The organism is Paenibacillus sp. NRS-1760 (genome assembly GCF_050467785.1).
In the GTDB taxonomy this organism is placed as follows: domain Bacteria; phylum Bacillota; class Bacilli; order Paenibacillales; family Paenibacillaceae; genus Pristimantibacillus.
This window is the reverse complement of record NZ_JBITPK010000005.1, coordinates 343,123-368,904: the sequence shown is the minus strand read 5'-3', so window position 1 is coordinate 368,904 and position 25,782 is coordinate 343,123. Positions and strand designations below refer to the sequence as shown.

20 protein-coding genes and 1 pseudogene are annotated in these 25,782 nt (G+C 43.2%); 12 read left to right on the top strand and 9 right to left on the bottom strand.

Going from position 1 to position 25,782, the window contains the following annotated elements:
* Nucleotide 1: 1 nt before the first annotated feature.
* The 3 genes from ACIFSR_RS02195 to ACIFSR_RS02185 form a co-directional block, all read right to left on the bottom strand.
* Nucleotides 2-817 (bottom strand): carbohydrate ABC transporter permease, encoded by an 816-nt coding sequence (locus ACIFSR_RS02195; protein ID WP_339203868.1) that lies wholly within the window; start codon nt 815-817, stop codon nt 2-4.
* A gap of 15 nt (nt 818-832) precedes the next feature.
* On the bottom strand, nt 833-1,747 hold the full coding sequence (locus tag ACIFSR_RS02190; protein WP_430054572.1) for a carbohydrate ABC transporter permease: 915 nt from the start codon (nt 1,745-1,747) through the stop codon (nt 833-835).
* Between the two features lie 98 nt (nt 1,748-1,845).
* Nucleotides 1,846-3,240, bottom strand: coding sequence for an ABC transporter substrate-binding protein (locus ACIFSR_RS02185; RefSeq protein ID WP_339203866.1), 1,395 nt, complete (start codon nt 3,238-3,240; stop codon nt 1,846-1,848).
* 262 nt (nt 3,241-3,502) lie between these two features.
* On the opposite strand from ACIFSR_RS02185, the gene ACIFSR_RS02180 reads away from it, so the two are divergent.
* The 3 genes from ACIFSR_RS02180 to ACIFSR_RS02170 all read left to right on the top strand — a co-directional run bounded on the left by ACIFSR_RS02180 (nt 3,503) and on the right by ACIFSR_RS02170 (nt 8,445).
* Nucleotides 3,503-5,284 (top strand): sensor histidine kinase, encoded by a 1,782-nt coding sequence (locus tag ACIFSR_RS02180; RefSeq protein WP_430054570.1) that lies wholly within the window; start codon nt 3,503-3,505, stop codon nt 5,282-5,284.
* Nucleotides 5,285-5,405: 121 nt separating this feature from the next.
* Entirely contained in the window at nt 5,406-6,731 is a 1,326-nt protein-coding gene (locus tag ACIFSR_RS02175) for an ABC transporter substrate-binding protein (protein WP_430054568.1), read from the top strand.
* Between the two features lie 28 nt (nt 6,732-6,759).
* Nucleotides 6,760-8,445, top strand: a complete 1,686-nt coding sequence (locus ACIFSR_RS02170; RefSeq protein ID WP_430054565.1) for a response regulator transcription factor — start codon at nt 6,760-6,762, stop codon at nt 8,443-8,445.
* Nucleotides 8,446-8,529: 84 nt separating this feature from the next.
* On the opposite strand, the gene ACIFSR_RS02165 is transcribed toward ACIFSR_RS02170, so the two are convergent.
* Nucleotides 8,530-9,429, bottom strand: coding sequence for an SDR family oxidoreductase (locus tag ACIFSR_RS02165; protein WP_430054647.1), 900 nt, complete (start codon nt 9,427-9,429; stop codon nt 8,530-8,532).
* A gap of 195 nt (nt 9,430-9,624) precedes the next feature.
* Here ACIFSR_RS02165 and ACIFSR_RS02160 point away from each other — a divergent pair, with 195 nt between their 5' ends.
* Nucleotides 9,625-10,284, top strand: coding sequence for a TetR/AcrR family transcriptional regulator (locus ACIFSR_RS02160; RefSeq protein WP_430054562.1), 660 nt, complete (start codon nt 9,625-9,627; stop codon nt 10,282-10,284).
* 204 nt (nt 10,285-10,488) lie between these two features.
* A pseudogene (locus tag ACIFSR_RS02155) lies at nt 10,489-11,231 on the top strand (SDR family NAD(P)-dependent oxidoreductase).
* 61 nt (nt 11,232-11,292) lie between these two features.
* Here the strand turns inward: ACIFSR_RS02155 and ACIFSR_RS02150 are convergent.
* The 3 genes from ACIFSR_RS02150 to ACIFSR_RS02140 form a co-directional block, all read right to left on the bottom strand.
* A complete protein-coding gene (locus tag ACIFSR_RS02150) occupies nt 11,293-11,949 on the bottom strand; it encodes a hypothetical protein (protein ID WP_430054559.1) in 657 nt (218 codons plus the stop codon).
* A 240-nt stretch (nt 11,950-12,189) separates the two neighbouring features.
* Complete coding sequence (locus ACIFSR_RS02145) at nt 12,190-12,624, bottom strand: YciI family protein (protein WP_430054557.1); 435 nt, start codon at nt 12,622-12,624, stop codon at nt 12,190-12,192.
* 134 nt (nt 12,625-12,758) lie between these two features.
* Nucleotides 12,759-13,571 carry an alpha/beta fold hydrolase gene (locus ACIFSR_RS02140; RefSeq protein ID WP_430054554.1) on the bottom strand — a complete coding sequence of 271 codons (813 nt, stop codon included), beginning with the start codon at nt 13,569-13,571 and terminating at the stop codon, nt 12,759-12,761.
* A 302-nt stretch (nt 13,572-13,873) separates the two neighbouring features.
* Between ACIFSR_RS02140 and ACIFSR_RS02135 the strand changes: the two genes are divergently transcribed.
* The gene (locus ACIFSR_RS02135) at nt 13,874-14,785 is read left to right on the top strand and encodes a GNAT family N-acetyltransferase (protein WP_430054553.1); all 912 of its coding nucleotides are present in this window, start codon (nt 13,874-13,876) and stop codon (nt 14,783-14,785) included.
* Between the two features lie 20 nt (nt 14,786-14,805).
* On the top strand, nt 14,806-15,252 hold the full coding sequence (locus ACIFSR_RS02130) for an acetyltransferase (protein ID WP_430054551.1): 447 nt from the start codon (nt 14,806-14,808) through the stop codon (nt 15,250-15,252).
* 62 nt (nt 15,253-15,314) lie between these two features.
* Here the strand turns inward: ACIFSR_RS02130 and ACIFSR_RS02125 are convergent, their stop codons facing one another.
* Entirely contained in the window at nt 15,315-16,034 is a 720-nt protein-coding gene (locus ACIFSR_RS02125; RefSeq protein ID WP_430054548.1) for an ankyrin repeat domain-containing protein, read from the bottom strand.
* 29 nt (nt 16,035-16,063) lie between these two features.
* Nucleotides 16,064-17,572, bottom strand: coding sequence for an S-layer homology domain-containing protein (locus ACIFSR_RS02120; protein ID WP_430054545.1), 1,509 nt, complete (start codon nt 17,570-17,572; stop codon nt 16,064-16,066).
* A 273-nt stretch (nt 17,573-17,845) separates the two neighbouring features.
* Here ACIFSR_RS02120 and ACIFSR_RS02115 point away from each other — a divergent pair, with 273 nt between their 5' ends.
* The 5 genes from ACIFSR_RS02115 (at nt 17,846) to ACIFSR_RS02095 (ending at nt 25,696) form a co-directional block, all read left to right on the top strand.
* Nucleotides 17,846-19,012, top strand: coding sequence for an MFS transporter (locus tag ACIFSR_RS02115; protein ID WP_430054543.1), 1,167 nt, complete (start codon nt 17,846-17,848; stop codon nt 19,010-19,012).
* 219 nt (nt 19,013-19,231) lie between these two features.
* Nucleotides 19,232-20,224 carry an alpha/beta fold hydrolase gene (locus ACIFSR_RS02110; RefSeq protein ID WP_430054541.1) on the top strand — a complete coding sequence of 331 codons (993 nt, stop codon included), beginning with the start codon at nt 19,232-19,234 and terminating at the stop codon, nt 20,222-20,224.
* Between the two features lie 314 nt (nt 20,225-20,538).
* The gene (locus ACIFSR_RS02105; RefSeq protein ID WP_430054540.1) at nt 20,539-22,266 is read left to right on the top strand and encodes a sensor histidine kinase; all 1,728 of its coding nucleotides are present in this window, start codon (nt 20,539-20,541) and stop codon (nt 22,264-22,266) included.
* Nucleotides 22,244-23,917, top strand: a complete 1,674-nt coding sequence (locus ACIFSR_RS02100) for a response regulator transcription factor (protein WP_430054537.1) — start codon at nt 22,244-22,246, stop codon at nt 23,915-23,917. Before ACIFSR_RS02105 ends, ACIFSR_RS02100 begins: the two co-directional genes overlap by 23 nt.
* A gap of 78 nt (nt 23,918-23,995) precedes the next feature.
* Nucleotides 23,996-25,696, top strand: a complete 1,701-nt coding sequence (locus ACIFSR_RS02095; RefSeq protein ID WP_430054535.1) for an extracellular solute-binding protein — start codon at nt 23,996-23,998, stop codon at nt 25,694-25,696.
* The last annotated feature ends 86 nt before the right edge of the window (nt 25,697-25,782 follow it).

Below are 25,782 nucleotides of genomic sequence, written 5' to 3'. Positions count from 1 at the left end.
TCTATCCTTTTACTGATCCAACTGTAATGCCTGCAACAATTCGCTTGGAAATAAACAAATACAAAATGAAAGTAGGCAAAAATACGATGATGGATGCTGCAAAAATACCGGAATAGTTTCCTGTGTTGGTAAAGCCGAGTACGATGGATTGCAATGCAAGCGCGAGCGTATGATGTTTCGGATCACCAGCAAATATAAGCGCATACAAATACTCATTCCATATCGACATAAAGTTGAAAATAGAAACTGTAATTAGGCCAGGCTGGGCAACAGGTAATATAATTTTGATAAACGTCTGGATAGGGCCGCAGCCGTCAACAGCTGCTGATTCTTCCAATTCCTTCGGAATGGAAGCGAAAAATCCGGTGAGAAGGAATACGCTAAACGGAATATTAGTGAAAATATAGATTAATACGAGCGTAATAATGGAACCCGTAAGCTTTAGCTCAACGAACAATGAAAAAAGCGGGATGGATATGAGCAGGCCAGGGATGGAAATTGCGGATAAAAACATCAGATTGACTATTTTTTTGCCGCGAAATTTTACTCTGCCCAAAACATAAGCGGCAGGAGCAGCGAATACGAGAACACCGACGCAAGCTGAAACGGTATAAATAACACTGTTCAGAAAGTACCGTCCCATCTTCTGGGTTTTGAATAAATCGATATAATTGGAGAAATGAATGCCGCTCTCAAATAGTGAATTCGTAAAAATGCCTCTTGTTGTGCTCAGTGAAGCTAGAATGGCGAAGCCGAACAATACAATCGTGAACAGCAGCCACAAATAGAGCGGGACGTACCGAATTTTATTAACCATGCTAACACCTCATCTTTAATATTCAAGACGTTCTTTACGGAAGAACTGATTGATGATGGCGGATAGGATTAGAATTGATATCGTAATACTAACGCCTACTGCCGCGCCTGCTCCTACATTAAAGGCATCCTGCGTATAAACTGAAGTGCCGTCACCAAACACTTTGAGATACATAAAGTAGCCCGGCGTCATCGTAGCGACGCTTTCACTCGCACCGCCAAAGGTAGCGGACCAGACAAAGAAATTCACGGCTGTTACCGTCCATAAAACGAGCGTCATACGGAATATGTCCTGAAGCAGCGGCAGCGTGATTCGGAAAAACTTGTGCAATGGGTTAGCCCCTTCGAGCAGGGCAGCTTCGTAATAATCGCGTGGTATACGGTCCATTCCGGCGTTAAGGATAAGCATAAAGTAGCCGATGGAACCAAAGCAGTACGCCAGCAGCATGGAGAGGAACAAATAACTGTCGCTCGTCCACTGAATATCGGCAAGCATATCGAGTCCAAGGAAACGGAACAGCTTCGTTAAGAAGCCATAGCTTGAATTAAATATATAATGAATCCAAATAACGGATAACACGACTGCAGATACGGTATTCGGCAAATAAACGAGCGAGCGCCAGAACGTTTTGCCGCGGACACCGGATGATAAAATAGCAGCAAATAGGAAGGCGGAGCAAATCGTGATGATGCCGCCAAACAGCCATATTTTCAATACATTCCATGCAGAGTCCATAAAATAGCTGTTGCGGAACAGGTCTGTGTAATTTTCGAATCCGATAAATGACCACTCTGACATTTTGCTGGATATGGACGGCAAGGAATAGAAACTCATCAGCAAAGCTCTGAGCGTTGGATATAGAAAGACTGCAAGATAGATGAGTACCGCCGGCAAAAGGAAAAGGGCAATCATCGGTTTTTTAATTTGCATGTAAATTTCCCTCCCGGATATGATTCATAATCCGTTATAACGTCATTGTGCAGCAATCCGAAGGATCGCTGCACAATGATCGAAGTATTTAATTAACGTTATTTTGTGCCATAAAACTTTTTGGCTTCTGCACTCATTTTGTTGACGTAAGCGTCTGCCGTTAATTTACCAGCGGCAAGCTCCATAAATACGGGTACGATTACACCTTTGGAGAAGTCAGCGGAGTTGTTGATTCCGTAGCCCCAAGGCGCATTGACCTTAGCGTTGTTAATTGCTGTTTCTGCTTCAGCGAGTGCTGCAGGCCATTCTGTATCGATAGAAACGGGAATAGCTTGAGCTTGCTTCACCATTTCAGCTTGTGTTTTTTGGCTTACCAGATATTTAACCAATTCGATAGCAGCTTCTTTATTGCTGCTGTTTTTGTTCAGCATAAGAGCTTGTGCGCCAAATGTCAGCTCATTCTGGCCTTTTCCGTTGCCGTTAGGCACAGTTGGGAATTGGAAGGAGCCCCATTTGAAATCAGGACCTGCTGTTGCAGAAACTTCATTCGGAAGCCAAGTGCCGTTCAGATAAGCTGCGGATTGACCGAATACGAGATCCTGCTGTGCAGCTGGGTATTTACTGCCTGCAAGCTTAGAAGAGAAGTAACCTTTCTCTTTCATCATGACCATATCTTTGGCGAATTGAAGGATGATCGGATCCTTCCACATCTCGCCTGTTTTGTCATTCACAAGTGCATCGACCCATTCATTGCCCATTGCGCTGCTGAGGTATCCGCCGATGAACAAATCACGGTATGCATCATCAAATGTAATCGGAGCAACGCCAGATTTTTTAATCAGCTCACAATATTCCATAAACTGCTCCCATGAGCTAGGCGGAGTCGTAATTCCTGCTTTCTCAAACACTTCTTTGTTGTAGAAAAATAGTACAGCGAACGGCTGCTGCGGAATCGCATAGTGGCCTTCTTCAAGTCCTGCTGTTACTGATAAAGATTTTGTCCAATCCATTAAGCTTGGCATAAGTGAATCTTGCAATGATTTTCCTTCCATGCCTACAGATGGTGTAGCCAAATATTCATCCAGCTTCAGCAAATGGTCCTTAACGATCGCCATCGTAACGGAAGGGTCATCCTCGAATATATCGATTTGTTCGCCGCCGTCGAGTGCTGGTTTAATCAGCTTTCTAATATCCCGTCCTGTAAACTTCAGATCGACGGTAACTTTTGGATTAGCAGCTTTAAATTCATCGACTGCCACTTTAATGACTTTCGCTTGCGGTTCGGTGTCGCTCCACATGGACCAGAAGACGACTTTGCCTTCAAGGCCGGCAGCATCAGGACTTGGCTCGGCAGCAGAAGTGGGCTCGGTTGTTGCAGCAGGAGCGGGAGACTCGGTAACCTCCGGGTTGTTGCTCTTCGAGTTCGAGCACCCGACGGCTAAAAAGATCATCATTACTGTTAATAAAATCGAAAATATTTTGTTTCTTTGCATTGTTGACTCCTCCTTTTTTTGGTAAGTATACCGCTGGGTGTGCAACCGGGTACATGACCATTTTTGAACTGAATCCGTCATATTTTGTACTCAATTTATATTAGGTTATAGCTGATAAGGAAGCGGTTACAGCAAACAGCGAGCGGGTGCACTACTTTATTAATAGAAAGGAAACTGATTTTGCCAAAATGAATATTGACAGCGATGAGCTTGAGGTGGTTATATACGAGGAGTAAGCCTAACATCTAATCAAGGAGCCAATATGCAAAAAAACTTGCGCATGTCTACCATATTAAAACTATTTTTTATTTCGGTTGTTATCGTACCTGTCTTTTTAATATGCTCCGTTATATTGAACATTTACGAACGGGATATTCTCGAACAAAACACAGGGCGCTCGCTGCAAATATCGAAAGCGCTTTCATATTCAGTAAGTCAAGAAATCAATCGCATGTCTGGTCTGTTTGCTTCGATTGGCGTAGATCAGGATGTCATTTTCACCATATTTGATATTAATCGTTTAAGCGGAATCGAGAAGCAGAAGGCTGCCAATAAGCTGAAAATAATGATCGAGAAGTACACCGCATCAGTCTCTGGCCGTGTGCTCTCTGTTAACTTTTTTTTTGATAACGGAAAATCATATTCTTATTTAAAAAACATGATGATGGATGACTCTGCTGTACGCGAGCAAGATTGGTACCGTGACACGATTAGCAAGCCTGATGTCATACGGTTTCAAGGCATGCTTCCCAACGCTCTTTATGGGAATTACAATCCGTACATGATGGCCGCTGCGCTCTCTCCAAGCACGACTAATCGAATGTCCAAAATGGAATTAATCCTCTTTACATTTGAAAGCGGAACTTTCGATCATATTTTGCAATCACGCGATAATTCGGAATCAGTTCTGCATATTGTAAGCGGCAAAGGTCAAATCATCGCTTCAAATACAGTTATTGATAGAGGAAGCCACGTTGTGAAGAATTGGTCGAAAGAAATAAGCCGCGGGGTAGAAGGGTCCTTCGTGGATGACTCAGAGGATAATAAGAAATTAATAACATATGCAAAAGTAGACAATACAGATTGGTACATTGTTCAAATTATTCCATTCGCAGATTTGCTCGCCAATTACCGGAATGTAAATTCGTTTGTATGGTTTCTCGCTATTTTGATCATTTTAGCGTTTGTGCTCGTTTCCTTCTATTTCGTTTCCAATGTGACCAAGCCGATTCGTGTGCTGCTCCACCAAATGGTTCGTGTAACGGGTGGAGATTTAAATGCGAAATTTACAGGCTCAGGCAGCTTGGAGATGGTGAGGCTGGGCCATTCTTTTAATCTGATGACCGAACAGGTTCGCCAGTTAATAAGCCAGCGTGAGAAGCAGGAGGTCGAAAAGCGTAAAGCTGAATTTGCCGCGCTGCAGTCGCAAATTAATCCGCATTTTCTAATCAACACGTTAAACGCAATTAAATTTATGGCTTTAATAAGCAAAGCGGACAATATCCGCAACATGACTCACTCGTTGACACAGCTTTTAGCATCCTCTTTTAACCGCGGCGGGCTTCTAACTACGATAGCGGACGAAGTCGACCATTTGAAGCATTATTTGTACATTATGGAGATTCGTTTCGGCAGGCCCATCCAAATGGAATGGAACATCGATCCTGAGGTTACAGGACATTATCTGTTAAAGCTATTGCTGCAGCCTATATTGGAAAATAGCATCATTCATGGTCTAAAGGATATTGATTACCCTGGAATCATCACAATCACAATCGCAAAGGAGGATAAAAATTTACTCATTACGATCGCAGACAATGGGATGGGAATAACGTCAGACGTAATTGATCAGCTTGAAGACAGAACGGCCTCCTATACGTTTAGCGGAATGGGTAATCGAAATGTACATCGACGGATACAACTGCACTACGGCTTGCAATATGGATTACGATACGAGTCTAATCTGCCGCAGGGAACAAAGGTTAGCATTCGATTGCCTTTGATTAATGAACCGGATGAGGAAATGGCTGATTTTTCAGCATAAATGATCATGTTTGAACTAAAAATGTCATCTTTTCTATCCATAAACGCTGTATAATAAATGCCATATACTTGAAAGCGCAATCATTTCTTTGCGGGTTCAGGTTTTGCTGGGAGAAGTGGAAATGAAATTTAACAAAAATATTGTCTCAGTCTTAGTCGTTACTTTGATATCGGTAGGCTTGCTTGCAGGATGGATCGGAATGTTTAAGGCTGATACCAATGACACGATTTATTCTTTGGTTGTTAATGCACCACAGAAACAAACCTCCAATCAAAATCAGCCGGTAAAAATGAAATTTGGAATATGGGAATCGAAGACGGATATCGAATTTTGGACGGAGAAGGTGAAGGAATATTCGGCTCTCAAACCAAATGTAACCGTGGAAGTAGAGACGATTCCAGATAATAGCGGCCAATATTTAAAGGTGCGTCTGACGGCAAATGATTTGCCTGACCTATTTTATTTGAAACCGGGTCATTTGCCTATTTATAAAAATTCATTGCTGTCTCTTAATCAATTGCAAGCAACGAGCAGAAATAAATACCCAGCTGAAATAAAGGGGGAAACACTTGGCTTGCCTCTCATATCCTTCTCTGAGTATGTGTATTATCGACCAAGTATTTTTGAAGAGGTAGGCGTTAGTGTTCCGCAAACCTTAGGACAATTTATGGATGTACTGAATCAAATTAAATTGCACGGCAAATATATTCCGATTGCTATCGGGGGCAAAGATGATTGGACCTTCTATCCATTTATTGAATTTGGACCGCCAATCTTTGCGAATGACGAGAACTATTTGGCTAATATATCAAACGAATTGAGACCATTCGGAGAAGGCTCAGCCTTTGGCAAAGCAGCCGATATGCTCAAGACGATCGCGGAAAATAAATTAGCTGGTCCCAACGCGCTCGAAATTGGCTTTGATCAGGCGAAACAATTGTTTCAGTCCGGAGAAGCGGCAATGATCGCACTCGGTCAATGGTATTACTCGGATCATGTGGCAAAAGTGAGCAATGATGAGGATATAGGTGCATTTGCGCTGCCGTGGAGGGAAACGACCAAAGAACCGCTGCTTTCTGTAACGATGCCGGACCAGTATATGGCGATTAACAAAAACTCCAAAAACAAAGAAGAAGCGATACAATTTCTTGAATGGGTATTCAGCCCTGAGGTTTATCAGGCTTTTATAAATAACTCACAAAGCTCATCTACGTTAACGGATGTTCAGTCCGTACTTCCCTTTTTTAATGAGGAGAATAGAGAGCATCCATTTGTACCTTTTATGTATTCCGCGTTAGATGAGAAATTTGTACAAGTGAAAAACGCAGCGCAGTATGACGAGAAAAAGCTGGCGCAAGAAATTTTTGCAGGCGAGTCAGTAGCAGGCATTCAGAACAAGATGAATGAAAACTGGAGCAAAGCGGTGCAATATGTTCAGCATAATTAAAGCCTATCGATGTATGAGGGGGAGTAAGATGCCGAAATACCAAGCCTTTATCGTGGATGACGAGCCTTTAGCCAGATTAGCGCTTCGGGAATATATCGCTTTAACTTCAACAGATATTGAAATTGCAGGAGAGGCTGGCGACGGAGAAGAAGCATTGCATCTTCTAAAAGATCGTCAGGATATCGACATCATCTTCGCAGATATAAAGATGCCGCGCATGAATGGTGTGGAGCTGCTTGCAGCACTTAGAGATGTGTCGTTCGAACGCCCGCCGCTTATTATTATGCTTAGTGCATATGGCGACTATGGCTATGTAAGAGACTCATTTGTGCTTGGGGCGTTTGATTATATGCTAAAGGCGAAATTGGATGAACAATATATTGCGCCTGTGCTGCATAAGACAGTGGAGGAATTGAATAGGCGCGAGCAGAGCAAGGCTGCGGAACCTGAATTGTCTGCCCTAGATGAAGACGAAATCGTTTGTTCCATGCTCCACCAGCTGTCGGTGTCAGATGGATTGAGCTCATCTGATTGTGAACTCGATGAACAGTTGAAATTAGGATTAAATATCGTTCGGAAGCAGTTGGGCGAGAAAAATCAGAAGGTAGCCTTTATTAGACTATCTCAAGTGGTTCACTTCGAGCATACGAAGCAAATTATTATGCAAACCATTAGAACCGTGACGAACACGGATAGAAATGAAGGAATATGCCGCGTTTGTCGTCATGATGAACGGAACTATATCCTATATTTCACCTTCCCTGAGCAATGCAGTGCGATGGCTATTCGAAGTTTGACCCAAGCTGTCTTAACGGATGTGAAAATAAGGCTGCGGCAGTTTTTGAATCTTCATTTATCGATCGGCATCAGTGACTCTGCCAATGGAGTCATGCAGTGGAATCGTTTGTTCCGTCAAGCTGAACGGCTTTCCCTTCTTAGTTACTATCAAGGATATGACCACTTGATCTATCCAGAAGCCGAACGATCAATGGGTGCAGAGAAGGACAATTGGAAAGAAGCATGGGCGCCATTTAAGCTCGAGCTGCTGCAAGCGCTAAAAGATGCTGACCCTATGCGATGGAAACAGTCCATTCAGCACGGATTCAAGCTGCTGCTTGAATACTTTCCATCCTCGCCTGAGCCTATCAAAAAAGCACTCAGCGATTTGATCTGGGAAACGGGCACGCTGATGCATGAGCGAGGAATGTCGTGGGATAAGCTGCATGAAAGATTTCCTCAACCGGTTGAGCATGTCCGGAGTATAGAGACATGGGATGAGACCATGGAATGGCTGCAATTATTTCTTGATGCCTTGCATGATAAGCTGCATCCTAAGCTGGACAAAACAGCTGCTTGGCTGAGCCCTGTTGTAGCGAAAGCTAAAGCGATATTAGATAATCATTTTAATGAAGATTTGCATTTGTCTACGATTTGCGCCATGGTCGGTGTGAGCGACAGTTATCTTAGCAAACAGTTTGCGAAAGAAATCGGTATTAATTTTATCAACTATTTAACCAATTTAAGAATTGAAAAAGCGAAAGAAGGACTAGAGAACGGGTTGAAAATTTACGATGTAGCGGAAAGTGTAGGGTATGTTAATCCTGAGCATTTCAGCCGAATTTTCAAGAAGGTGACGGGACTTAGTCCAGTAACCTATCGCAAGAAATGTGAGAAACGTCCCATGACGGCTTCCTATTATTTAAAGCATTCATAAATGCTAAGGGGTTGCTTCTCAAGTAGCTTAATCTACTTGAGGAGCAACCCCTTATTTTGTGAAAAGGTAAGAAGGCAGTGAAGACTAAGTTTCTGTCATGATTCCGCCATTGACATGCAATACCTGACCTGTAACGAATGATGAATCGTCTGAAGCTAAATAAATGTAGGTTGGAGCGAGCTCGAATGGCTGCCCTGCGCGTTTCATCGGCGTATTGGCGCCAAATGTTTGCACATATTCAGCTGGATAGCTGGAGACGGTTAGAGGTGTCCATATCGGACCCGGTGCAACAGCATTAACGCGTATCCCGCAATTAACGAGCTGCAGCGATAACGAACGGGTAAAAGATACGACTGCCCCTTTTGTTGAAGAATAATCGACCAGAAGCGGGGCACCTGCATAAGCAGTTACGGAGGCTGTGCTGATGATGGTGCTGCCTGGATGAAGATATGGAAGCGCGGCTTTCGTCAAATAGAAATGAGGAAAAATATTGGTCCGATAAGTATCTTCCAGCTGCTCATTCGATATGTCCAAAATACTCGTCTGAGGAAACTGGACCCCTTGGTTAAGCACCAAGCAATTGATTTTTCCATAATGCTCGAGTGTTATTCTGATGATTTCTGTGGAGAGCTCTGGCCTGCGGAGATCACCTTCAATTAGCAGGCAGCGACCACCATATTGCGCTACCATTTGCTGAGTTGCAAGCGCGTCTTGACGTTCGTACAAATAAACGATAACGACATCAGCACCCTCTTTGGCGAAGCCAATGGCAACAGCTCGGCCAATTCCGCTGTCTCCTCCAGTAATGATCGCTACTTTGCCGGACAGCTTTCCACTTCCTTTATATGCGGGATTGTCGGAAATCGGTAGCGGGTTCATTTTGTATTCAAGGCCAGGCTGCCTGTCTTGATGCTGGGGCGGAAAGGTTAGGGGTTCCTGTTTGCACTTTGTTTCGTAGCCATAATAGGGATAAAACGGAATCATCATGGTATCCTCCATTTGAGTTCATTGCAATAGGGTATTCACCCAGCAACTAAAACGCAACTCTTAGTTAGTTTGCATATTGGAGGGGATTGTCTTTAGTTCTAAGGCGGAAAAGCGATTATGCTTGACTTTAGAATGGATTGTTTTTATAATCTAACCAGTTGGTTACTTTTGAAATGGATGGAGTTTATTAAGATGGCTGTTCAGAAGAAAAGGACTTATGATGCTGCACGAAGCAAAGAGATTATTCTTGATGCAGCCGAGCAATTATTTGCCGAGCAAGGTTATTCCGCAGCGCGAATTGACGCGATTGCAAGCGCAGCAGGATATAATAAAAGTCTTATTTATCAGTATTTTCACGATAAGCTTGGGCTTTATACAGAAGTAGTGAAACGAGCGGAACAATCGGGGAATAAAATGCTGGAGGATTTAGCTGGAAATTTGATGTTGGACGAGACGGCTACGTCTGATGCTGTGAAGTTTAAGCAATTACTTGAAAAGGTTATAGATATTTCATTTCAAATTCTTTCTGACAATCCCCGGTACTTAAAAATATATGCTTGGGAGGCAGCAGAGGGATGGAAAACATGGGGCAGTATATCCAATCCTCCCGATGATGTTTCTCCATTTTATGAGATTGCGCTAGCTGCTAAGAACAACGGTATCATCCGGCAGGATTTGGAGCCGATTATGGTTCCAATCTTAATGATGAATGCGGTTATTCCGTTCTTGCAAACATTCGAAAGGCTTAATGATAAAAGAGATGAGATAACGTGGACAATGTCACAGGATGCTTTTAGAGAACAGGTTAAAAAGTTAGTCATATATGGAGTTATGGAGCCGAGCCGCCTTTAGTTTGATAAGGCGGATTTCCTTTAAATAATTTATAAATAACTAGTTAGTTTTAAAAATATAAACTTTTAGAAATCTCCCGTTAGCTTATGAGGGTGGTGATGCTTAAAGAGAATTTAAAAATCTGGAGCTGCTTAGCATGCTTTTATTGGTACGTGTGATCGAAGAGGTTGAAACGATAAATGAACGAAAAGGAGAATGACAGGTATGAGATTTGAGCAAAAAGTGGTAATTGTTACAGGGGGAGCAAGCGGCATCGGAGCTGTGACAGCACGATTATTCGCGGAAGAGGGCGCAAAGGTTGTTATAGCAGATTACTCTGAGCAAGGGTTATTATTTTCGAATCAATGCAATGAAAATGGACTGGATACCTATTTTATAAAACAGATGTAACCCAAGAAAATGAAGTTATCCAGATGGTAGAACAGACCGTTAAGCGATATGGCAAGCTTAATATAATGTACGCTAACGCTGGAATAGCAAAGGATGCACCTGCAGATCAGTTAAGCTTTGAGGATTGGAAGCATACGCTCGATATTAACTTATCAGGTGTTTTTCTTTGCAACAAATATGCAATCAAGCAAATGCTGTTGCAAGGAGATGGCGGTGCGATTGTTAACTGTGGTTCCATCCATAGCCATGTAGGTAAAGCAAGAGTTACCGCATACGCAGCTGCAAAAGGCGGTGTCAAGCTGCTTACAAAGTCTACAGCGATAGCGTATGCTGCTAGAGGCATCCGTATAAACGCCGTTTGCCCAGGTTATATTGATACTCCATTAATTGCGGAATTGAGTGAAGAAGCAAAAAAATATTTAACAGGATTACACCCAATAGGCAGATTAGGAAAACCAGAAGAGGTGGCGAAAGCCGTTCTATTTCTAGCTAGCGATGATGCCTCTTTTATTACGGGAACTAGTCTGATGGTTGATGGTGGGTACACAGCAGAATAAGCAGCCAGTATAGAAATCCGCTAGCGAAAGTTTACGCTTTCTAAGCTTTCGCTAGCAGGCATCAGGCATTGATATGCGGTATTTTATTGATCGTATGTTTGTGAACGGTTTTAATTGAAAGTCTATAAACAAGTAGGATATAAGCAATGTCCAGTACAAGGATCAGAATATACATGATAAACAATAATAGAGATTGCGGAAAGAGCGAGAAGCAGAGGATCGAGGCGAATAAGGTACCTATCATTTTGAAATAAGCGATAGACAGGGATTGTCCCTTCAAATCTTTGATCATCAGCATTCGGATGAAGAGAATCGACATGAGCAGATTGATGCCAAAAGCCGAATAAATGCCCATCTTATCATGGAATTCAACCGCCATACCATAATGCAGCAGAAAAGCGATAACAAGCAGCGCAAACACAGATGCGTGAATAACGCGTTTTGGATAGGTGCCTTTGGAATAGTAGAGGAATTGCAGTAAAATAATGCAGTCAAGCAGGAACCAAATTAAGGTCGCGATTTGCTGAAGCGGGTGAAAAGGCATAATAAAGGTAAATAGAAATTCCCAAGTAATATTTGCGCATATGCATGCTAGTGGCATTCCACAGGCTTGATCCTTAAATCCTTTGTAAATAACGAGAATATAGACGATCGTCCAAAATAGTGCTATCCCAAACATGAGAAGAAACTCTACTTTTAAAGGCAACAGATGCTCCATATACCGACAATCGCATCCTTTCTAATATGATTCGCCTAACTAGTACAGGCATCTAGCTTGTCTATCTATATGAAATTAGTATGTCCTGTAGACCCTTGAACGAAAAAAGCGAAGAATTGATATGCCCACAAAGGGAAGCCAGGCTATTGTTAGTTGGAAAAATGAAAAAGGAGATCGACAAGGATCTCCTTTCTCAAAACTTAGCGGTTTTAACAATAGCGTGGTGAAGAGAGGATGAATTCACGCATTCTTCTGCTCGACAACTTGTTTACGAAGCTCCATTTCCTTTGCAAGGGTTTCGGGATTGTTCATTAAGTCTTCTGCCTCGAATACTTGCCTTAGCTCAATTACGCCTTGGCCAAATCCATGGGGATCCGGGAAACGAAGCGCCCATTCAACAGCTTCCTCTCTGGATTTGACCTCAATCAACGTGTAACCGGCAATTAATTCTTTGGCTTCCGTAAACGGCCCGTCTATCACCTTCGGCTTGCCGCCGGGTTCCGGATAAGAAATCCGAATGCCGCTGGAGCTCGGCAGCAGTCCATCTGCAGCAAGCAAGGCACCGGCTTTTACCAACTCCTCGTTATACTTCTGCATAGCATTAATGAGCTCCAAACTTGGCATAACCCCAGCCTCTGAATCTGTTGTAGCCTTTACAATCATCATAAATCTCATAGGTGTATTCCTCCTATTTTTTAGTGAAGCTTCTACCGATTGAAGTAAGTCCGATAATTCAGCTTCTACTCATTAGACGAATCAATCATCGTTAGATCGACATCTCATCTACATCTATTCGTTAATATTTATATTTAGTGATTGTTCTTAAAAAAAGCGATAAGCTCCGCAGAAATTCGTTTGGCGTCGAGCTTCTTGGTATGTCCAAGCCCTTTTTTACTAACGAGCTGGGCATGTGGGAGCGCCTTCGCAGTGGCCTGGGCACCCCGCCGCAGTGAAGCTGGACTTTCGGTTCCTTCAATCACAAGTGTTGGCATTGTAACCGTACTCCAAAGCTTGGCAGGAAGTGGTTTTCCATCCATAAAGCCATCCAATAATGCTGCATCGTAAGGGAGCGTATGTGCGACAGCCATAAGGTTAGACCAAACGCTTGGCATCATGCGCATCATGGCAACTATAAAGGAAGGGGCTCCCATGCCTTTAGTCATAAAATATTTGATAGCATCGGCACGGTGATTTTGTGCAATCAGCTTCTTGACCTGTTGTGCAAAGTCTTTCGGCGCTTTGCGATCTGCTGCATCGACAACAAATGGCGGCTCATGCAAAGCCAGTTTCGTGATATTAGCTCCATTCGAAGCGGCCTGTAGAGCGAGAACTGCTCCAGATGACAGTCCCCAAACATATGCTGAGCCGCCCGCCTCTTCAATCATCGCCTTAAGGTCATCGATTTCATGGGTTGTGTCATATGGCTGTGTATCGCCGCTATCGCCGCGGCCGCGGCGGTCGTAGTTGAAAACCGTAAAGTGCTCGCTCAATAATTGTGCTAACTGTACTTGTGCGGGGAATTTTCGGTAACTGAAAGCACCTGCTACTAATATGAGTGCTTGCCCTTTACCCATTTTGTCATATGCGATTTTGGTTCCATCTTTAGAAGTTGCGGTATACATTTGATTGCCTCCTTAGAATAAACAGCCTTATGTCTTTATTAAGACGACGAACCGCTGATGGGAATATCGACACCATTTCATAAAAAATTTAAAAATATTTTCCCTGCTGTTTAAAAGCAAAAACGAGGGTTATGTAAACTTGTATAAAATGAAGGATTGAAAGGGATTTGCTATCTTAAGCGCAGGATTATTTGTTTATATCTATTTTATCCCTAGTATCTCTGATTTGCAGTAACTATGCTTAAATAGTTGTAGATCGTCAAAGGCGCAACCGAATAGCAGTTTGAGAGGAATGTAAGCAAATGAGAATAGAGTGCAGGCATTATAAAGAGGATGATTTTATCAGGGTTAGAGATTTTCTAAAAAATATATTTGGAAAATGGTCTGTTGGTCATGTATTTATGCCAGCCCGGTGGGAATATATCGTTTTTCATCCCAATATCGTACCACTTAAACAAGCTGGAGTGTTCGAACAAATCGGACTGTGGGAAGAAGAAGGAGAAATAGTAGCAGTTGCTCATTTCGAGAGCGAACTAGGCGAGGTATATTTGGATGTAGACCCGAATTATTCATTTCTGTATTCGGAAATGATTGAATACGCAGAAGCGAATTTATATGAAATAAAAGAAGATGGCCGGAAAAGTATAGAGTTTCATGTGGATGATAGCAATGAAACATTGAAAGCTTTATTAGAAAAAAGAGGATATATACGGGATGTTGCCCTCTATGAGGTTTACTCCAGCAGGTCAATCGTAGACGAGCTCCCTGATCTGAAGCTGCCTGAAGGACTTCATGTAAGAAATATTCGGAAAAAAGAAGATGATGGACGCAGGCTGCGCGTTTTATGGCGGGGCTTTGATCATGCTGGCGAACCGGACCCCAAAGATTTATGGAATTCAGGCTATATGCAGAGTGCACCTGGATATGATCCTTCTATAAATATCGTGATTGAAAATGCAGAAAAGAATTTTGTTGCGTATGCAGGGTTCTGGTATGATCATCTTAGTCGAGCAGCCTATATTGAACCTGTTTGTGTAGATCCGGATTACCGGCGTATGGGACTAGCAAGCATTGCACTTACGGAAGGAATGCGGAGATGCAGGCTTTTAGGTGCTGAAAATGTATATGTCGCATCGGATGCAGGTTTATATAAATCACTTGGATTCTCGCAGGTTAGTATTAGTTATTCCTGGTTAAAACAACTCTCTGAGTGATTGAATACGGAAGATGAGTTATGATAAACAAAATTGTTCCCTATCAAGAAAACGATCACGATAAATTAGTGGATATTTGGTATCAGGCTGTGCGACATACGCACACTTTTTTGACAGATAAGGATATTGCATTCTATCATCAGATGCTTCAAAACGGTGCGTTAAAGGAAGTTGAGATTTGGGTAGAGGTAAATGAAAACAAAGTACCGACAGGGTTCATTGGGCTTGATGGAACAAAGATCGAAATGCTTTTCGTACACCCCGATAACCACGGAAGGGGTATAGGCAGTCGATTAATAAAACATGCCGAAGCATTAAAAGGCAGCAATCTCCAAGTCGATGTCAATGAGCAAAACGAAGGAGCATTCACCTTCTACAAACGATATGGTTTTGTGCAGCAAGGACGCTCTGAACTAGACAGTTCAGGACGACCATTTCCGATACTTCATTTAGTATTAAAGCGTTGAAATAAATAAACAAAAGAACAACCCACTCCACGTGGGTTGTTCTTGTATAAATTATCGTTCCGCTATTTCTGTGCACCAGCTTGCTGCAAGGCTTCAATCATTTCTTTAAAACCCCGGTTCTGGGCATGCTTCAGCGGGGTTACGCCTTCTGAATCCGCAAGATTTACATTAGCGCCGTGATCGATTAATAATCGTACGATCGCTTGATGATCTGCTCCGCCATCCCCGAGAATAATAGCCTCAAGAAGTGCGGTCCATCCAAGCTGATTCACATGATCGATATTGACGTCGGATGTGGTTAGCAGCTCCCTTACAATCTCAACATGTCCACGATCTGCAGCTGGAATGAGTGCGGTACCGCCAAAGCGATTAGTGATGGTTGTATCTGCGCCGGCAGCTATCGATGCTTGAACGAAGTCCATCAGCCCCTCTGCGCCGGAATAAAGGAGCGGGTTGTCAGAGCGATTATCTTGAATGTTGATATTTGCTCCTTTTTCTATGAAGAGGTTAAACACATCGAGCTGGTTCGTATGCACGGCGATCATTGCAGAGGTTCTGCCTTGATCGTCAGTCGCGTTGATGTCGGCACCTTCGGCTAGCAGCTTAGTTATTGACGCTCGATCTCCTTGTTTTGCTGCTGCTAACAAAGCTTTATTCAACTTGTCCATTTCGTTGTTCACCGATTGGGCTGCATGCTGCTCATCATTTGTTAATTCCTGATCATTATTTTCCTGACAGCCCGAAATGACAAGAGCCAGCATGATTATAATTAATCGCAACATCACACACCCATCCTTTCTCAGAAATTAATTTATTTTAAGGACATTGTAACATCTTGAGCGGTTGCCCACGAGCCTATCGGTTTTACTGTGTACGTTGTTCCTGGCGTTAATTTCGTGTCTTTCGCCAAATCAAATACGCCAACTGCGCCTTTACGGCTGGAATATTTATAGGAAGCAACGATCTTCTCGCCAGTTGGCGCCGTTAACTCAACACTGCGGCCAGAGAATAGTTCATCTCCCGGGTCTTGTGCTAGAGTCAAGAGAATCGAAGTTTCACTAGCAGCTTCAGCACCTGTTAACTGCAAGGTTGGTATTTCTTTTGCTACAAAGGAAGCGTTCGCGATAGCAGCCCAATCTGATGTTACCATATAAGTCACGCCCGGCTTCAATGCTTGCCCTTCGGGAAGGCGGAATTTTGGCTCCTGCTTTCCATCTGTTGATTGTGTGAATGGTACATATTTCGCAATGATCGGTTGACCGCCTTCAGGTGTAATCGTCACTTGGCGAGCTTGCATTGAAGAAATGATTTGGAATGTCTTGCCGCCTGCTTGGTTGTTCTCATCGAGGATGAATGCATTCGCACCTCGACCGCCGCTATAGGCTGAGATGATATAGCCATAGTCAGTTACTCCGTTTGCTTGCAGCGCTTCTACCTCAAACGTATCATTTGTTACTTGGCTTGCTGTTGTCATATTTACTTTCGTTGCATTTCCAGTAAAAGAAGCGGCATTTTGACCTTTATAAGTGAGATTATAGGTTGTGCCTGCTTGCTGAACGGAAGTAGGAACGATATAGGTTGCGATGGAACCGGTTTTTAGACGCGGCATATTGGTTAAAGTAAGCCCATCGTTAAAAGCAAAATCTGTTTTTGCCTTCGTGAATTCTTCATCCGTTGTCGTAAGCGGTTTATCGAAAGTCACGATGAGTGTAATGGCATTTAGCGTTTGGACGTTTGTAATTTTAGCTTGGTCTGATGGAATAGCCTTGTGAGCGGTTTGCAACAAATAAGCAGCTTCGCCGCGGGTTAAGTTATTATTCGTAGAGCTGAACGGACTGGCCCATGCATTCACGGACTTGAGATCACGCTTTAATGCTTTGGATACAGCTTGAATCAGCTCTTCATCTGAGACCACAGCTCGAGGCCCAAATTGACCGTTCTCAGCTTGCATGATGCCAAGCGCTACAACCGTTGCAGCATAATCTTCATACCAAGCATTCGGACTCACATCCGTTAAGGTTACTGCATTTGGAGCAGAGTCTTCGAGAAGGAAAGTTTTTACGATCATTTTGGCAAGTTCGGCACGATTAATTGGGTTTAGGCTGCCCATGGATTGGTCGGGATAACCTTGCATAACACCAAGCTTTACGAGCTCCTTAACAGCTGCTTCTATATCTTTATTGGATAATGGTGAGGATGCAGAAACTTTTGTAATGACTGCTGGTGCTGCGGATACGTTCATAACAGCATACGGAATGGTGGATGCTCCTAGTGCTGCTGCAACCAAAAGGGCTGCTGCTTTTTTCTTATAGTTTCTCATTTGTAAATCCTCCTCAGATCGTTTCGGTTGTTATTGCCTGTTTCTATAATAGAGGATAGAGTTAAACGCCCAAGAAACCAGTTATTAATAAAATATAAAATCCACATAAACATTTTCGAAATTATGTTCGCGAAATGTGATAAGCCTCAATGAAAACAAATTCAGCAGCATAAACGCTTTTTAATTTTGATCCACATATAAAAGTTCATTTCATGGTAGAATAAAAGATTGAGATAGCTATATTTAAGAAATAAGTGGAGGAACTAAACTTTTATGAAGGCATCAAACTTATTACGAGGCTTTAATTTTTTGTATTTTGCACTATTGGCTATGTTTATTTCATTCCTTCCGGTTTATTTAGATGTACAAGGACTAAGTCCTTCGCAAATTGGCTTCATTATTGGAACAGGCGGATTTGTTACCCTAATCGCTCAACCTTTATGGGGGATGATAAGCGATAGAACCAAATCCATTCGTAAAGTATTGTTGGTACTGTTATTTTTCTCAACCATAATTGGTTATTTGCTTTATGATTCCAGCAGTTATCCGCAGCTCATTCTCTACGCTATGCTGTTGTACTTCTTTCTCATGTCCATCGATCCATTAACGGAAAGCTTGAATTTTACAATTGCCGAATCTTCAGGAACCAGCTACGGCTCTATTCGTACTTATGGCGCATTGGGTTATGCCTTAGCAGCGCTGCTTACAGGTTATGTTATCTCTTATTTCGGTGAACATAGCTTGGCGCTGCTTTTTGGAGGAATCGGGTTAATCAGTTTTATTATAGGTTGGATCATGCCGGATGCGCCTGTGACAGGCAAGCCGGTTACCTTAAAGAGCCTCAAGCATTTTATTAGCAATAAAGAGACACTAATGTTTCTGCTCTTGGTGTTTATCTGTTCCGTCCCTGCACGGATGAACGATACCTTTCTTGGCGTATACATTCGTGAGCTTGGCGGGAGTACCGAATTGGTTGGTCAAGCGTTCTTCTTGGCAGCAGGCAGTGAAATTGTAGTGTTCGCTCTGAGCTTTTGGTGGATGCGCAAAGGTAAAGAGCTGCTTATAATTTCGTTTTCAGCCGTGTTCTATTTCCTTCGGTTTTTCCTCTCAGCTTGGATTACCGATCCGCACATACTCGCGTATTTGCAAATTTTACAGCTGTTGACTTTCCCTATATTCTATTCAGCAGCTATTCAGTATCTTTATCGAATAGTACCAACCGAATGGCGCGCGACAGGTCAAACGGTGCTTGCGCTGCTGTTTTTTGGAGTTTCAGGCATTTTAGCCTCCTATGTAGGCGGAGCCGTGTATGGTAGCTTTGGAGGAAAAACATTGTACTTGTCTATTTCCGCCATATCTTTTGTAGGCATGCTGTTTGGTCTCATTTTATATCGGGTTTATGGAAAAAGGCTCTCTGCATCAGATGAAGCTGCATCATAATAGTGATCAGTTTTTTTAATTCGATACCTCTATATCATCATAGCCATGAGAAACGACAGCGATGTCGTTTTTTTCATTTCTTCATGCAGCAGCAAAGTTTAGCAAGGAAATCGTTAATTATGAAGTCAAAATGAAATCATTTATAATGAAAGGATAATAACGTTTTGAAGGAGCCAGCTCTTGAATAGGAAAATAATAAAAATAGGGAAGGTCACTATTATGATCATCGTTCTGATTGTTCTGGTCGGATTGATATTCCCAACGTGGACACCTCGCATTAAAGGTGACAACAGCATAAGTACGTTAGAGCAAGTTGAAATCAATGGTACTGGACATGAAGTGATGATTAGAGGAGTAGACAAACGCAATCCGATTGTCATTTTTGTGCATGGCGGCCCGGGTTGTTCTGAAATTCCGTATGTAAGGAAATATCAAGATCTGCTTGAGAAAAACTATACAATCGTACATTATGACCAGCGCGGGAGCGGGAAATCTTATCATTTTAATGAAGACTATTCTAATCTAACGACTGACGTGCTTGTTGATGATCTGCTTGCGTTGACCGATTATGTTACCGCGAAATTTGGACAACAAAAAGTGCTGCTGATCGGTCATTCTTTTGGCACATACATTGGGATGAAAGCTGCGGCTAAAGCACCTGACAAGTTTGCGGCTTATATCGGAATTGGGCAAGTGGCTGATACGGTAACGAGCGAATTGGATAGTTTGCAATACGTTATAGAACAGGCGAAGCTGGCTGACAATACCAAGGAAGTGGAAAGATTAGAGTCACTTCGGGAACCAATCGAAAAAGGGGAGGAAACGACGCCTAGATCGATCATTCGAAAATATGGCGGGGCAGCAAGGTTAATTGACGACAACATGGATTATTACAAAGGTTTTATATTTCAGCCTGAGTATAATTTGCTTGATGTTGTTCGCTATTTAAGAGGAATTTCTGTAACGCAAAAGATGCTGCTCGCTGAGGAAGCGAGCAATAATATTATTGATGTAGTGAAGGCACTGGATATTCCTAGTTATTTTGTGATGGGGAAATATGATTATATGACATCGGTGAATGCTGCAAAACAATATTTTGACGTGCTGCAAGCACCAATGAAAGAGTTTGTGCTATTCGAACAATCGGCTCATTATCCGCAATTCGAGGAGAAGGAGTTATTTGCGGAGTGGCTCAATAAAACATGGAAATGAAAACCTCCATCTTGCGATGGAGGTTTTTGGATAAGAGATGTGTTGAAATCGATATGGAGCATCAATTATTGAAAACCATAGCCTGCAATTGCAATCTTTACTGTTGCGAGAGCAGGCTAATTATGTTTAACAATAAATTCAATTTGCGGCTTAAAGAAAACGCTACAATACAGCATGAGAAGTCAAAAAAGTCAAAATTGTCTGGCTCCTCAAGTCCAGAGAACCGATTATAATAAGTAGTTAGACAAAAGTTCACACGAGAGGAGTTGTTCCTTCTGAACACATTCCGTATTCCTTGGAGAAACTCCATTTATATGAGGCTGCTTCTGCTTTTTATAGCCGTTCTGTTCCCAATTTATGTGATTGGCTTACTCATTTACAACTGGGGAATTCAAGCTGTCAAGGATCAGGTATACCAGTCGATGGATTCTCAGACCGTGTATTATTTGAATGAACTGGAAATGAAAGCCGAGCAAATAAAAATTTTGCTTCTCGACAGCCTGAACGATGACAATCTGAACAATCTGGCTACGATTTCCCCGATTATGAAGATTTCTGATCGTCGCAGCGCTATTACGCGATTGCAACAAAGGCTATACGCTATTAAGAGCAGCAGCGAGCTGATCGACGATGTTGTGGCATACATACCGGGAATTGACACACTTGTTTCCGGGGTGTCCGGCTACGATCAAATTGGGGAAGAAGAGACGGAGCGTTTAACACGAATGGACAAGCGATTTACTCCAGCGCCGGAGCTGGAGGGAGATTATCTTAAGTTACGTGCATCTTTCCCGAATTCAAGAAACCGGAAGCCGCTAATTATCGTCGAAGCGACCCTTTCCATTGAACAATTAACGAAGTCTCTGTCCTATCTTATCCAACCCGGACAGGGTGAGGAAGCAGCACTATTTCGTTCTTCTGGAGAGGGGATCATCGCGGGAGCGAATGTCTCTTCGCTAGAGATGGCAAAGCGATCTTCTGCTATACCATTTGCTTCTGATGGAGAAGGAATGACCTTCGCCGACGTCGGAGGTCAGAATGTTTTTGCCGTCTATCATTCTTCTCCGAAACTGAATATGACCTTGATCAAGTCGGTCAAGGTCGACTACGTATTCGGCAAAGCGCGAACCTACCAGAAATGGTTATGGTTCTTTTCAGCTTCGGCTTTTTTGATTATTTTGTTCTTCTCCGTTTCCTTGTACCGTTCTATTCATAAACCGCTTGTGACGGTCATCCGCGCTTTTGGCAAGCTGCAGGAAGGAGACCTGAATGTCCGAATTCATCGAAGGAACAAAGATGAATTCAATTATTTATATTCTTATTTTAATAAGACGGTGGAGCAATTAAATTCCTTAATCGATCAGGCCTACCGGCAAAGAATATTGGCTCAGCGCGCGGAGCTTAAGCAGCTTCAAGCTCAGATCAACCCCCATTTCTTGTATAACAGCTTTTTTATGCTTCATCGGATGGTGAGGATGGAGGACAATGACAAGGCGGTTGTTTTCTCTAAAAAGCTAGGGGAGTTTTTCCAATTCATTACTCGTAATGGATCGGATGAGGTTCTGCTCGCGAAGGAAATTGATCATGCCCGTATCTACGCGGATATTCAGGCGATGCGTTTCGTCAGCCGGTTACAAATCGAATTTGAACCGCTTCCTCATTCTTTTCAGCATTTTTACGTACCGCGAATGATCCTTCAGCCTTTGATCGAGAACGCAATCGAGCATGGAATGAAGAACATAGAGAAAGACGGCCTTATTCGTGTTAGCTACAAGATGCTGCCTGAGTTCTTAATTATTGAAGTTGAGGATAATGGTGCTGGTTTGGATGAGAGTGAAATGAATGAAATTGTTTTTAAATTCGAGGATTTCTCCCAAGAAGAGATGGAAATTACCGGACTTATTAATATTCATCGCCGGCTTCGAATCAAATTCGGAGCGGAAAGTGGGCTCATGCTCTCCATAGGTGAAAGCGGAGGTTTTTTGGTACAAGTCAAAATAGCATTTGGAGGTGTAGAGCATGTATCGGGTATTGATTGTTGACGATGAACGGCATGTTCTGGATTGGATATACGAACTGCTAGCAGATCTGACCGAACCAGAGCTTGATGTGTACAAGGCGGGGACCGTTACTGAAGCACTCGCTTGGTTGAACCGCTGCCGGATCGATATTGTTGTAACGGATATTTCAATGCCAGGCATGAACGGTATCGAGCTTCACGAGAAGATTAGGGAGAGATGGCCGGAGTGTAAAGTCATCTTCTTGACGGGATATACCGATTTTGAGTACGCCTACCGAGCTTTACAGAACGAGGCGGTTGGCTATATTTTGAAGACGGAGGACGATGATGTTATTGTTGCTGCCGTCCTCAAAGCGATACGTCTGATTGAAGAGAGTACGCGTAAAGAACAGCTGCTGCGGCAAGCCGAGGAACGAATGAATGCTGCCATTCCGCTGCTCCGCAACGAGTGTTTGGCCTTAATGCTCCGCGGAGAGGAAACCTTACCGCGTCTTAGAAGGCGTCAATTCCACGAATTGGAAGTCGACTTGAATCTGGAAGAGCCTGTTGCGTTGATCGTCGCACATATGGATGAACGGAGGATCCCTCAGGAGGTTGGAAGCTCATTGCCCAATATACCAGTTATGCCGGCAGTAGTTGCCAGCGTCACTGAAGCGCTGATGGACCGAAGAGCCAAATGCGTTCATCTTACGATTGACGGCAATTTATGCTGGCTTGTTCAATATGATACTAGCTATGTTTTGGAAGGCACGATCCCGTCTGCACGGATGATGGAGTCGCTCGATAATGTACAGACCTTTTGCCGAGAGAGCTTAGGCCAATCCTTGTCTTTTGTCATGACAGAGGGAACCGTTTTGTGGGATTCATTGGCCGACAAGTACGCATTGCTCCGGCAAGGACTCGTTCGTCATATGATTTATGGAAGCGGATTCATCCTATTTGAGAGCGGTATTTCGAGCGTCCGGCAGTCAGGCTCACATATAAGTGTGCGGATCGATCGCAACAAATGGGAGGCATTACGAACCCAATTGGAGAAAGGGCAGCGAGAACCGTTTATGCAAGGGCTGGAGGATATTAGCCGGATCGTTGTCGAACAGAATTTGTCGTTGCACGATAGCAGCGGCATGGAGGTGTTTTACAATCTCTCCCTTCTCCTCCTGTCGTCCATTAACCGCTGGGAGATGCAGGAATTGATCGTTGACGTTACCTTGGTAGGAAGGTTGACGAGCTCGGAGCGCCATATATCCTGGCATGCAGCCATCGTTTTTCTTCGAGAAACGGCGAATTTAATTTTTAATTTGTTAGATGAGAAGCAAGAAAACGGGGCTTTTAATGTTATCCAACATGTACAAGAATATATGTTAAAACATTTGCACGAGGGTACTTCGCTTGTTGAACTGGCAGAGTCCGTATATTTTAACCCATCGTATTTGTCTAGATTGTTTAAGGAAGTCACAGGATCAAGTATCACTGCTTATTTGGCCGATTTAAGATTAGAGAGAGCTATCTCTATGCTGCAGGAAAACCACAAGATGGGCGATATCGCAGCTGCTGTAGGCATTGAATCCTCTGCGTACTTCTCTAGATTTTTTAAGAAGATGACAGGTAGAACGCCGCAAGAATATCGAGAAAAATTAATAATAGGAACAGGTCATGAGAAGTCAAGAAAGTAAAGAGTTTCTCATTACGCGGCGAACATGGAATCCGTTATGATGGCTCCAAGACCCACAATACGATATTGGAGTGAGAACATGAGAAGAAAAACTAGAGCTGCATTAATCACTATCACATGCGCAGCAACACTTATGATTAGCGCATGCAGCGGAGCAAAAAACATCAATAACGCGGGCTCGCCGAATACACAGGCGACTCCACAAGATGAAGGCGCTTCAAGTACATTGACACAGGAAGGCGCTCCGCAGAAATACGATCCGCCAATTGAAATATCACTGGTTGGGGTTACAGACGATACTTTAGAAGGGGTTCTCGCCAAGCTGCCTGGAGAAACATTCGAGAAGAACAGATGGTCAAAGCTTTATGAAGATCAACTAGGTATCAAATTCAAATATAATTGGATTGCCAAAGGGCCGGATCAATTCATGCAAAAAATGAATGTTTCACTTGCATCAGGCGACGTGCCGGAATTTATACAAGTCGGCGTGAGGGAATTGAAGCAGCTTCAGGAAGCTGACTTAATTATGGAATTAAAGGATGTTTACGAACAGTATGCTGCACCTTTCACGAAAGAGGTGTTAATGCAGGGGGGCAGCGCTCCATTCGATGCCGCGACAATTGATGGTAAGCTAATGGGAATTCCAGATACCCGTTCCTCAATCGATATGGCCCAGTTTGTGTGGGTAAGAACAGATTGGCTTCAGAAGCTGAATCTCCCGGAACCGAAGACGATGCAGGACGTGCTTGCTATAGCCGAAGCATTTGCTAAAAACGATCCAGATAGCAACCAAAAGGAAGACACGGTAGGTCTCCTGCTCCAGAAGGATTTGTTCGGTGGTTTTGCTGGACTTGAGGGTTTCTTCAACGGTTACCATGCCTATCCGACCATATGGATCGAAGATGAATCCGGCAAATTAGTGCATGGAAGTACACGGCCAGAAACAAAAGCAGCACTAGCTGAGCTTCAGCAAATGTTCAAAAAAGGACTCTTGGATAAAGAGTTCGGAGTCAAAGATTGGGGTAAAGCGGCTGAGACAGCTTCTGCTGGAAAAGTTGGCTTGGTTTATGGCCAGCAGTGGCTGAGTGCGTGGCCGTTCCAGTCTAATCATGACAACGACCTGAATGCTGTGTGGAAAGGCTATCCACTCATGTCTATTGATGATAAACCTGCCAATACAGAAATTAGTCTCGGAACTTATCAGTACTGGGCTGTACGCAAGGATGCGAAGTACCCTGAGGCGCTCATTAAGATGTTCAATACTTATATAGAGAAAAATTGGGGCGAGACTGCGGAGTTTGGCACTTATTACTTGCCAGGAGATGCAGAAGGAGCATGGAAGCTTTCCCCAGTCACCCCGGAGCCAGCTAACAAAAACCTGGATCAGTATTTAGCTATCGTGGAAGGTATTCAGAATAATAAGACTGCTGAGTTGACCGGAGATGCTAAGGTAGTCTACGACAAAATCGCAGCATACAAGAATGGCGATGAGAAGCAGTGGTCATGGGCGGCAGGATATGATGTCGACGGCGTGTATAGCGTCATGAAGCAATATAAAGATACTGAACGATTCATGATGAACAAATTTGTCGGCGCACCTACGGCAACGATGGCGGAGAAGAGCTCGACCTTAGGCAAGCTGACTAACGAGACATTTACCCGTATTATTCTTGGTGATCTTCCGATCGATGCGTTCGACACATTCGTTCAGGACTGGAGCAAGCTTGGCGGAGAACAAATTACGAATGAAATAAACGAGTGGTACAAATCGAGCAAGTAATCGCGGGCGGAGTTGAAAGCGGCGGGGAGTGACATGGATCTCTCCCCGTTTCTTTTGCCGCGAGGGAAGGAATGGAGGCTTTAGCA

Excerpts from the sequence above, each read along its gene's own strand:
- ACIFSR_RS02195 (WP_339203868.1), bottom strand. The coding sequence starts at position 817 with ATGGTTAATAAAATTCGGTACGTCCCGCTCTATTTGTGGCTGCTGTTC.
- ACIFSR_RS02190 (WP_430054572.1), bottom strand. The coding sequence starts at position 1,747 with ATGCAAATTAAAAAACCGATGATTGCCCTTTTCCTTTTGCCGGCGGTA.
- ACIFSR_RS02185 (WP_339203866.1), bottom strand. The coding sequence starts at position 3,240 with ATGCAAAGAAACAAAATATTTTCGATTTTATTAACAGTAATGATGATC.
- ACIFSR_RS02180 (WP_430054570.1), top strand. The coding sequence starts at position 3,503 with ATGCAAAAAAACTTGCGCATGTCTACCATATTAAAACTATTTTTTATT.
- ACIFSR_RS02175 (WP_430054568.1), top strand. The coding sequence starts at position 5,406 with ATGAAATTTAACAAAAATATTGTCTCAGTCTTAGTCGTTACTTTGATA.
- ACIFSR_RS02170 (WP_430054565.1), top strand. The coding sequence starts at position 6,760 with ATGCCGAAATACCAAGCCTTTATCGTGGATGACGAGCCTTTAGCCAGA.
- ACIFSR_RS02165 (WP_430054647.1), bottom strand. The coding sequence starts at position 9,429 with ATGATTCCGTTTTATCCCTATTATGGCTACGAAACAAAGTGCAAACAG.
- ACIFSR_RS02160 (WP_430054562.1), top strand. The coding sequence starts at position 9,625 with ATGGCTGTTCAGAAGAAAAGGACTTATGATGCTGCACGAAGCAAAGAG.
- ACIFSR_RS02150 (WP_430054559.1), bottom strand. The coding sequence starts at position 11,949 with ATGGAGCATCTGTTGCCTTTAAAAGTAGAGTTTCTTCTCATGTTTGGG.
- ACIFSR_RS02145 (WP_430054557.1), bottom strand. The coding sequence starts at position 12,624 with ATGAGATTTATGATGATTGTAAAGGCTACAACAGATTCAGAGGCTGGG.
- ACIFSR_RS02140 (WP_430054554.1), bottom strand. The coding sequence starts at position 13,571 with ATGTATACCGCAACTTCTAAAGATGGAACCAAAATCGCATATGACAAA.
- ACIFSR_RS02135 (WP_430054553.1), top strand. The coding sequence starts at position 13,874 with ATGAGAATAGAGTGCAGGCATTATAAAGAGGATGATTTTATCAGGGTT.
- ACIFSR_RS02130 (WP_430054551.1), top strand. The coding sequence starts at position 14,806 with ATGATAAACAAAATTGTTCCCTATCAAGAAAACGATCACGATAAATTA.
- ACIFSR_RS02125 (WP_430054548.1), bottom strand. The coding sequence starts at position 16,034 with ATGTTGCGATTAATTATAATCATGCTGGCTCTTGTCATTTCGGGCTGT.
- ACIFSR_RS02120 (WP_430054545.1), bottom strand. The coding sequence starts at position 17,572 with ATGAGAAACTATAAGAAAAAAGCAGCAGCCCTTTTGGTTGCAGCAGCA.
- ACIFSR_RS02115 (WP_430054543.1), top strand. The coding sequence starts at position 17,846 with ATGAAGGCATCAAACTTATTACGAGGCTTTAATTTTTTGTATTTTGCA.
- ACIFSR_RS02110 (WP_430054541.1), top strand. The coding sequence starts at position 19,232 with ATGATCATCGTTCTGATTGTTCTGGTCGGATTGATATTCCCAACGTGG.
- ACIFSR_RS02105 (WP_430054540.1), top strand. The coding sequence starts at position 20,539 with ATGAGGCTGCTTCTGCTTTTTATAGCCGTTCTGTTCCCAATTTATGTG.
- ACIFSR_RS02100 (WP_430054537.1), top strand. The coding sequence starts at position 22,244 with ATGTATCGGGTATTGATTGTTGACGATGAACGGCATGTTCTGGATTGG.
- ACIFSR_RS02095 (WP_430054535.1), top strand. The coding sequence starts at position 23,996 with ATGAGAAGAAAAACTAGAGCTGCATTAATCACTATCACATGCGCAGCA.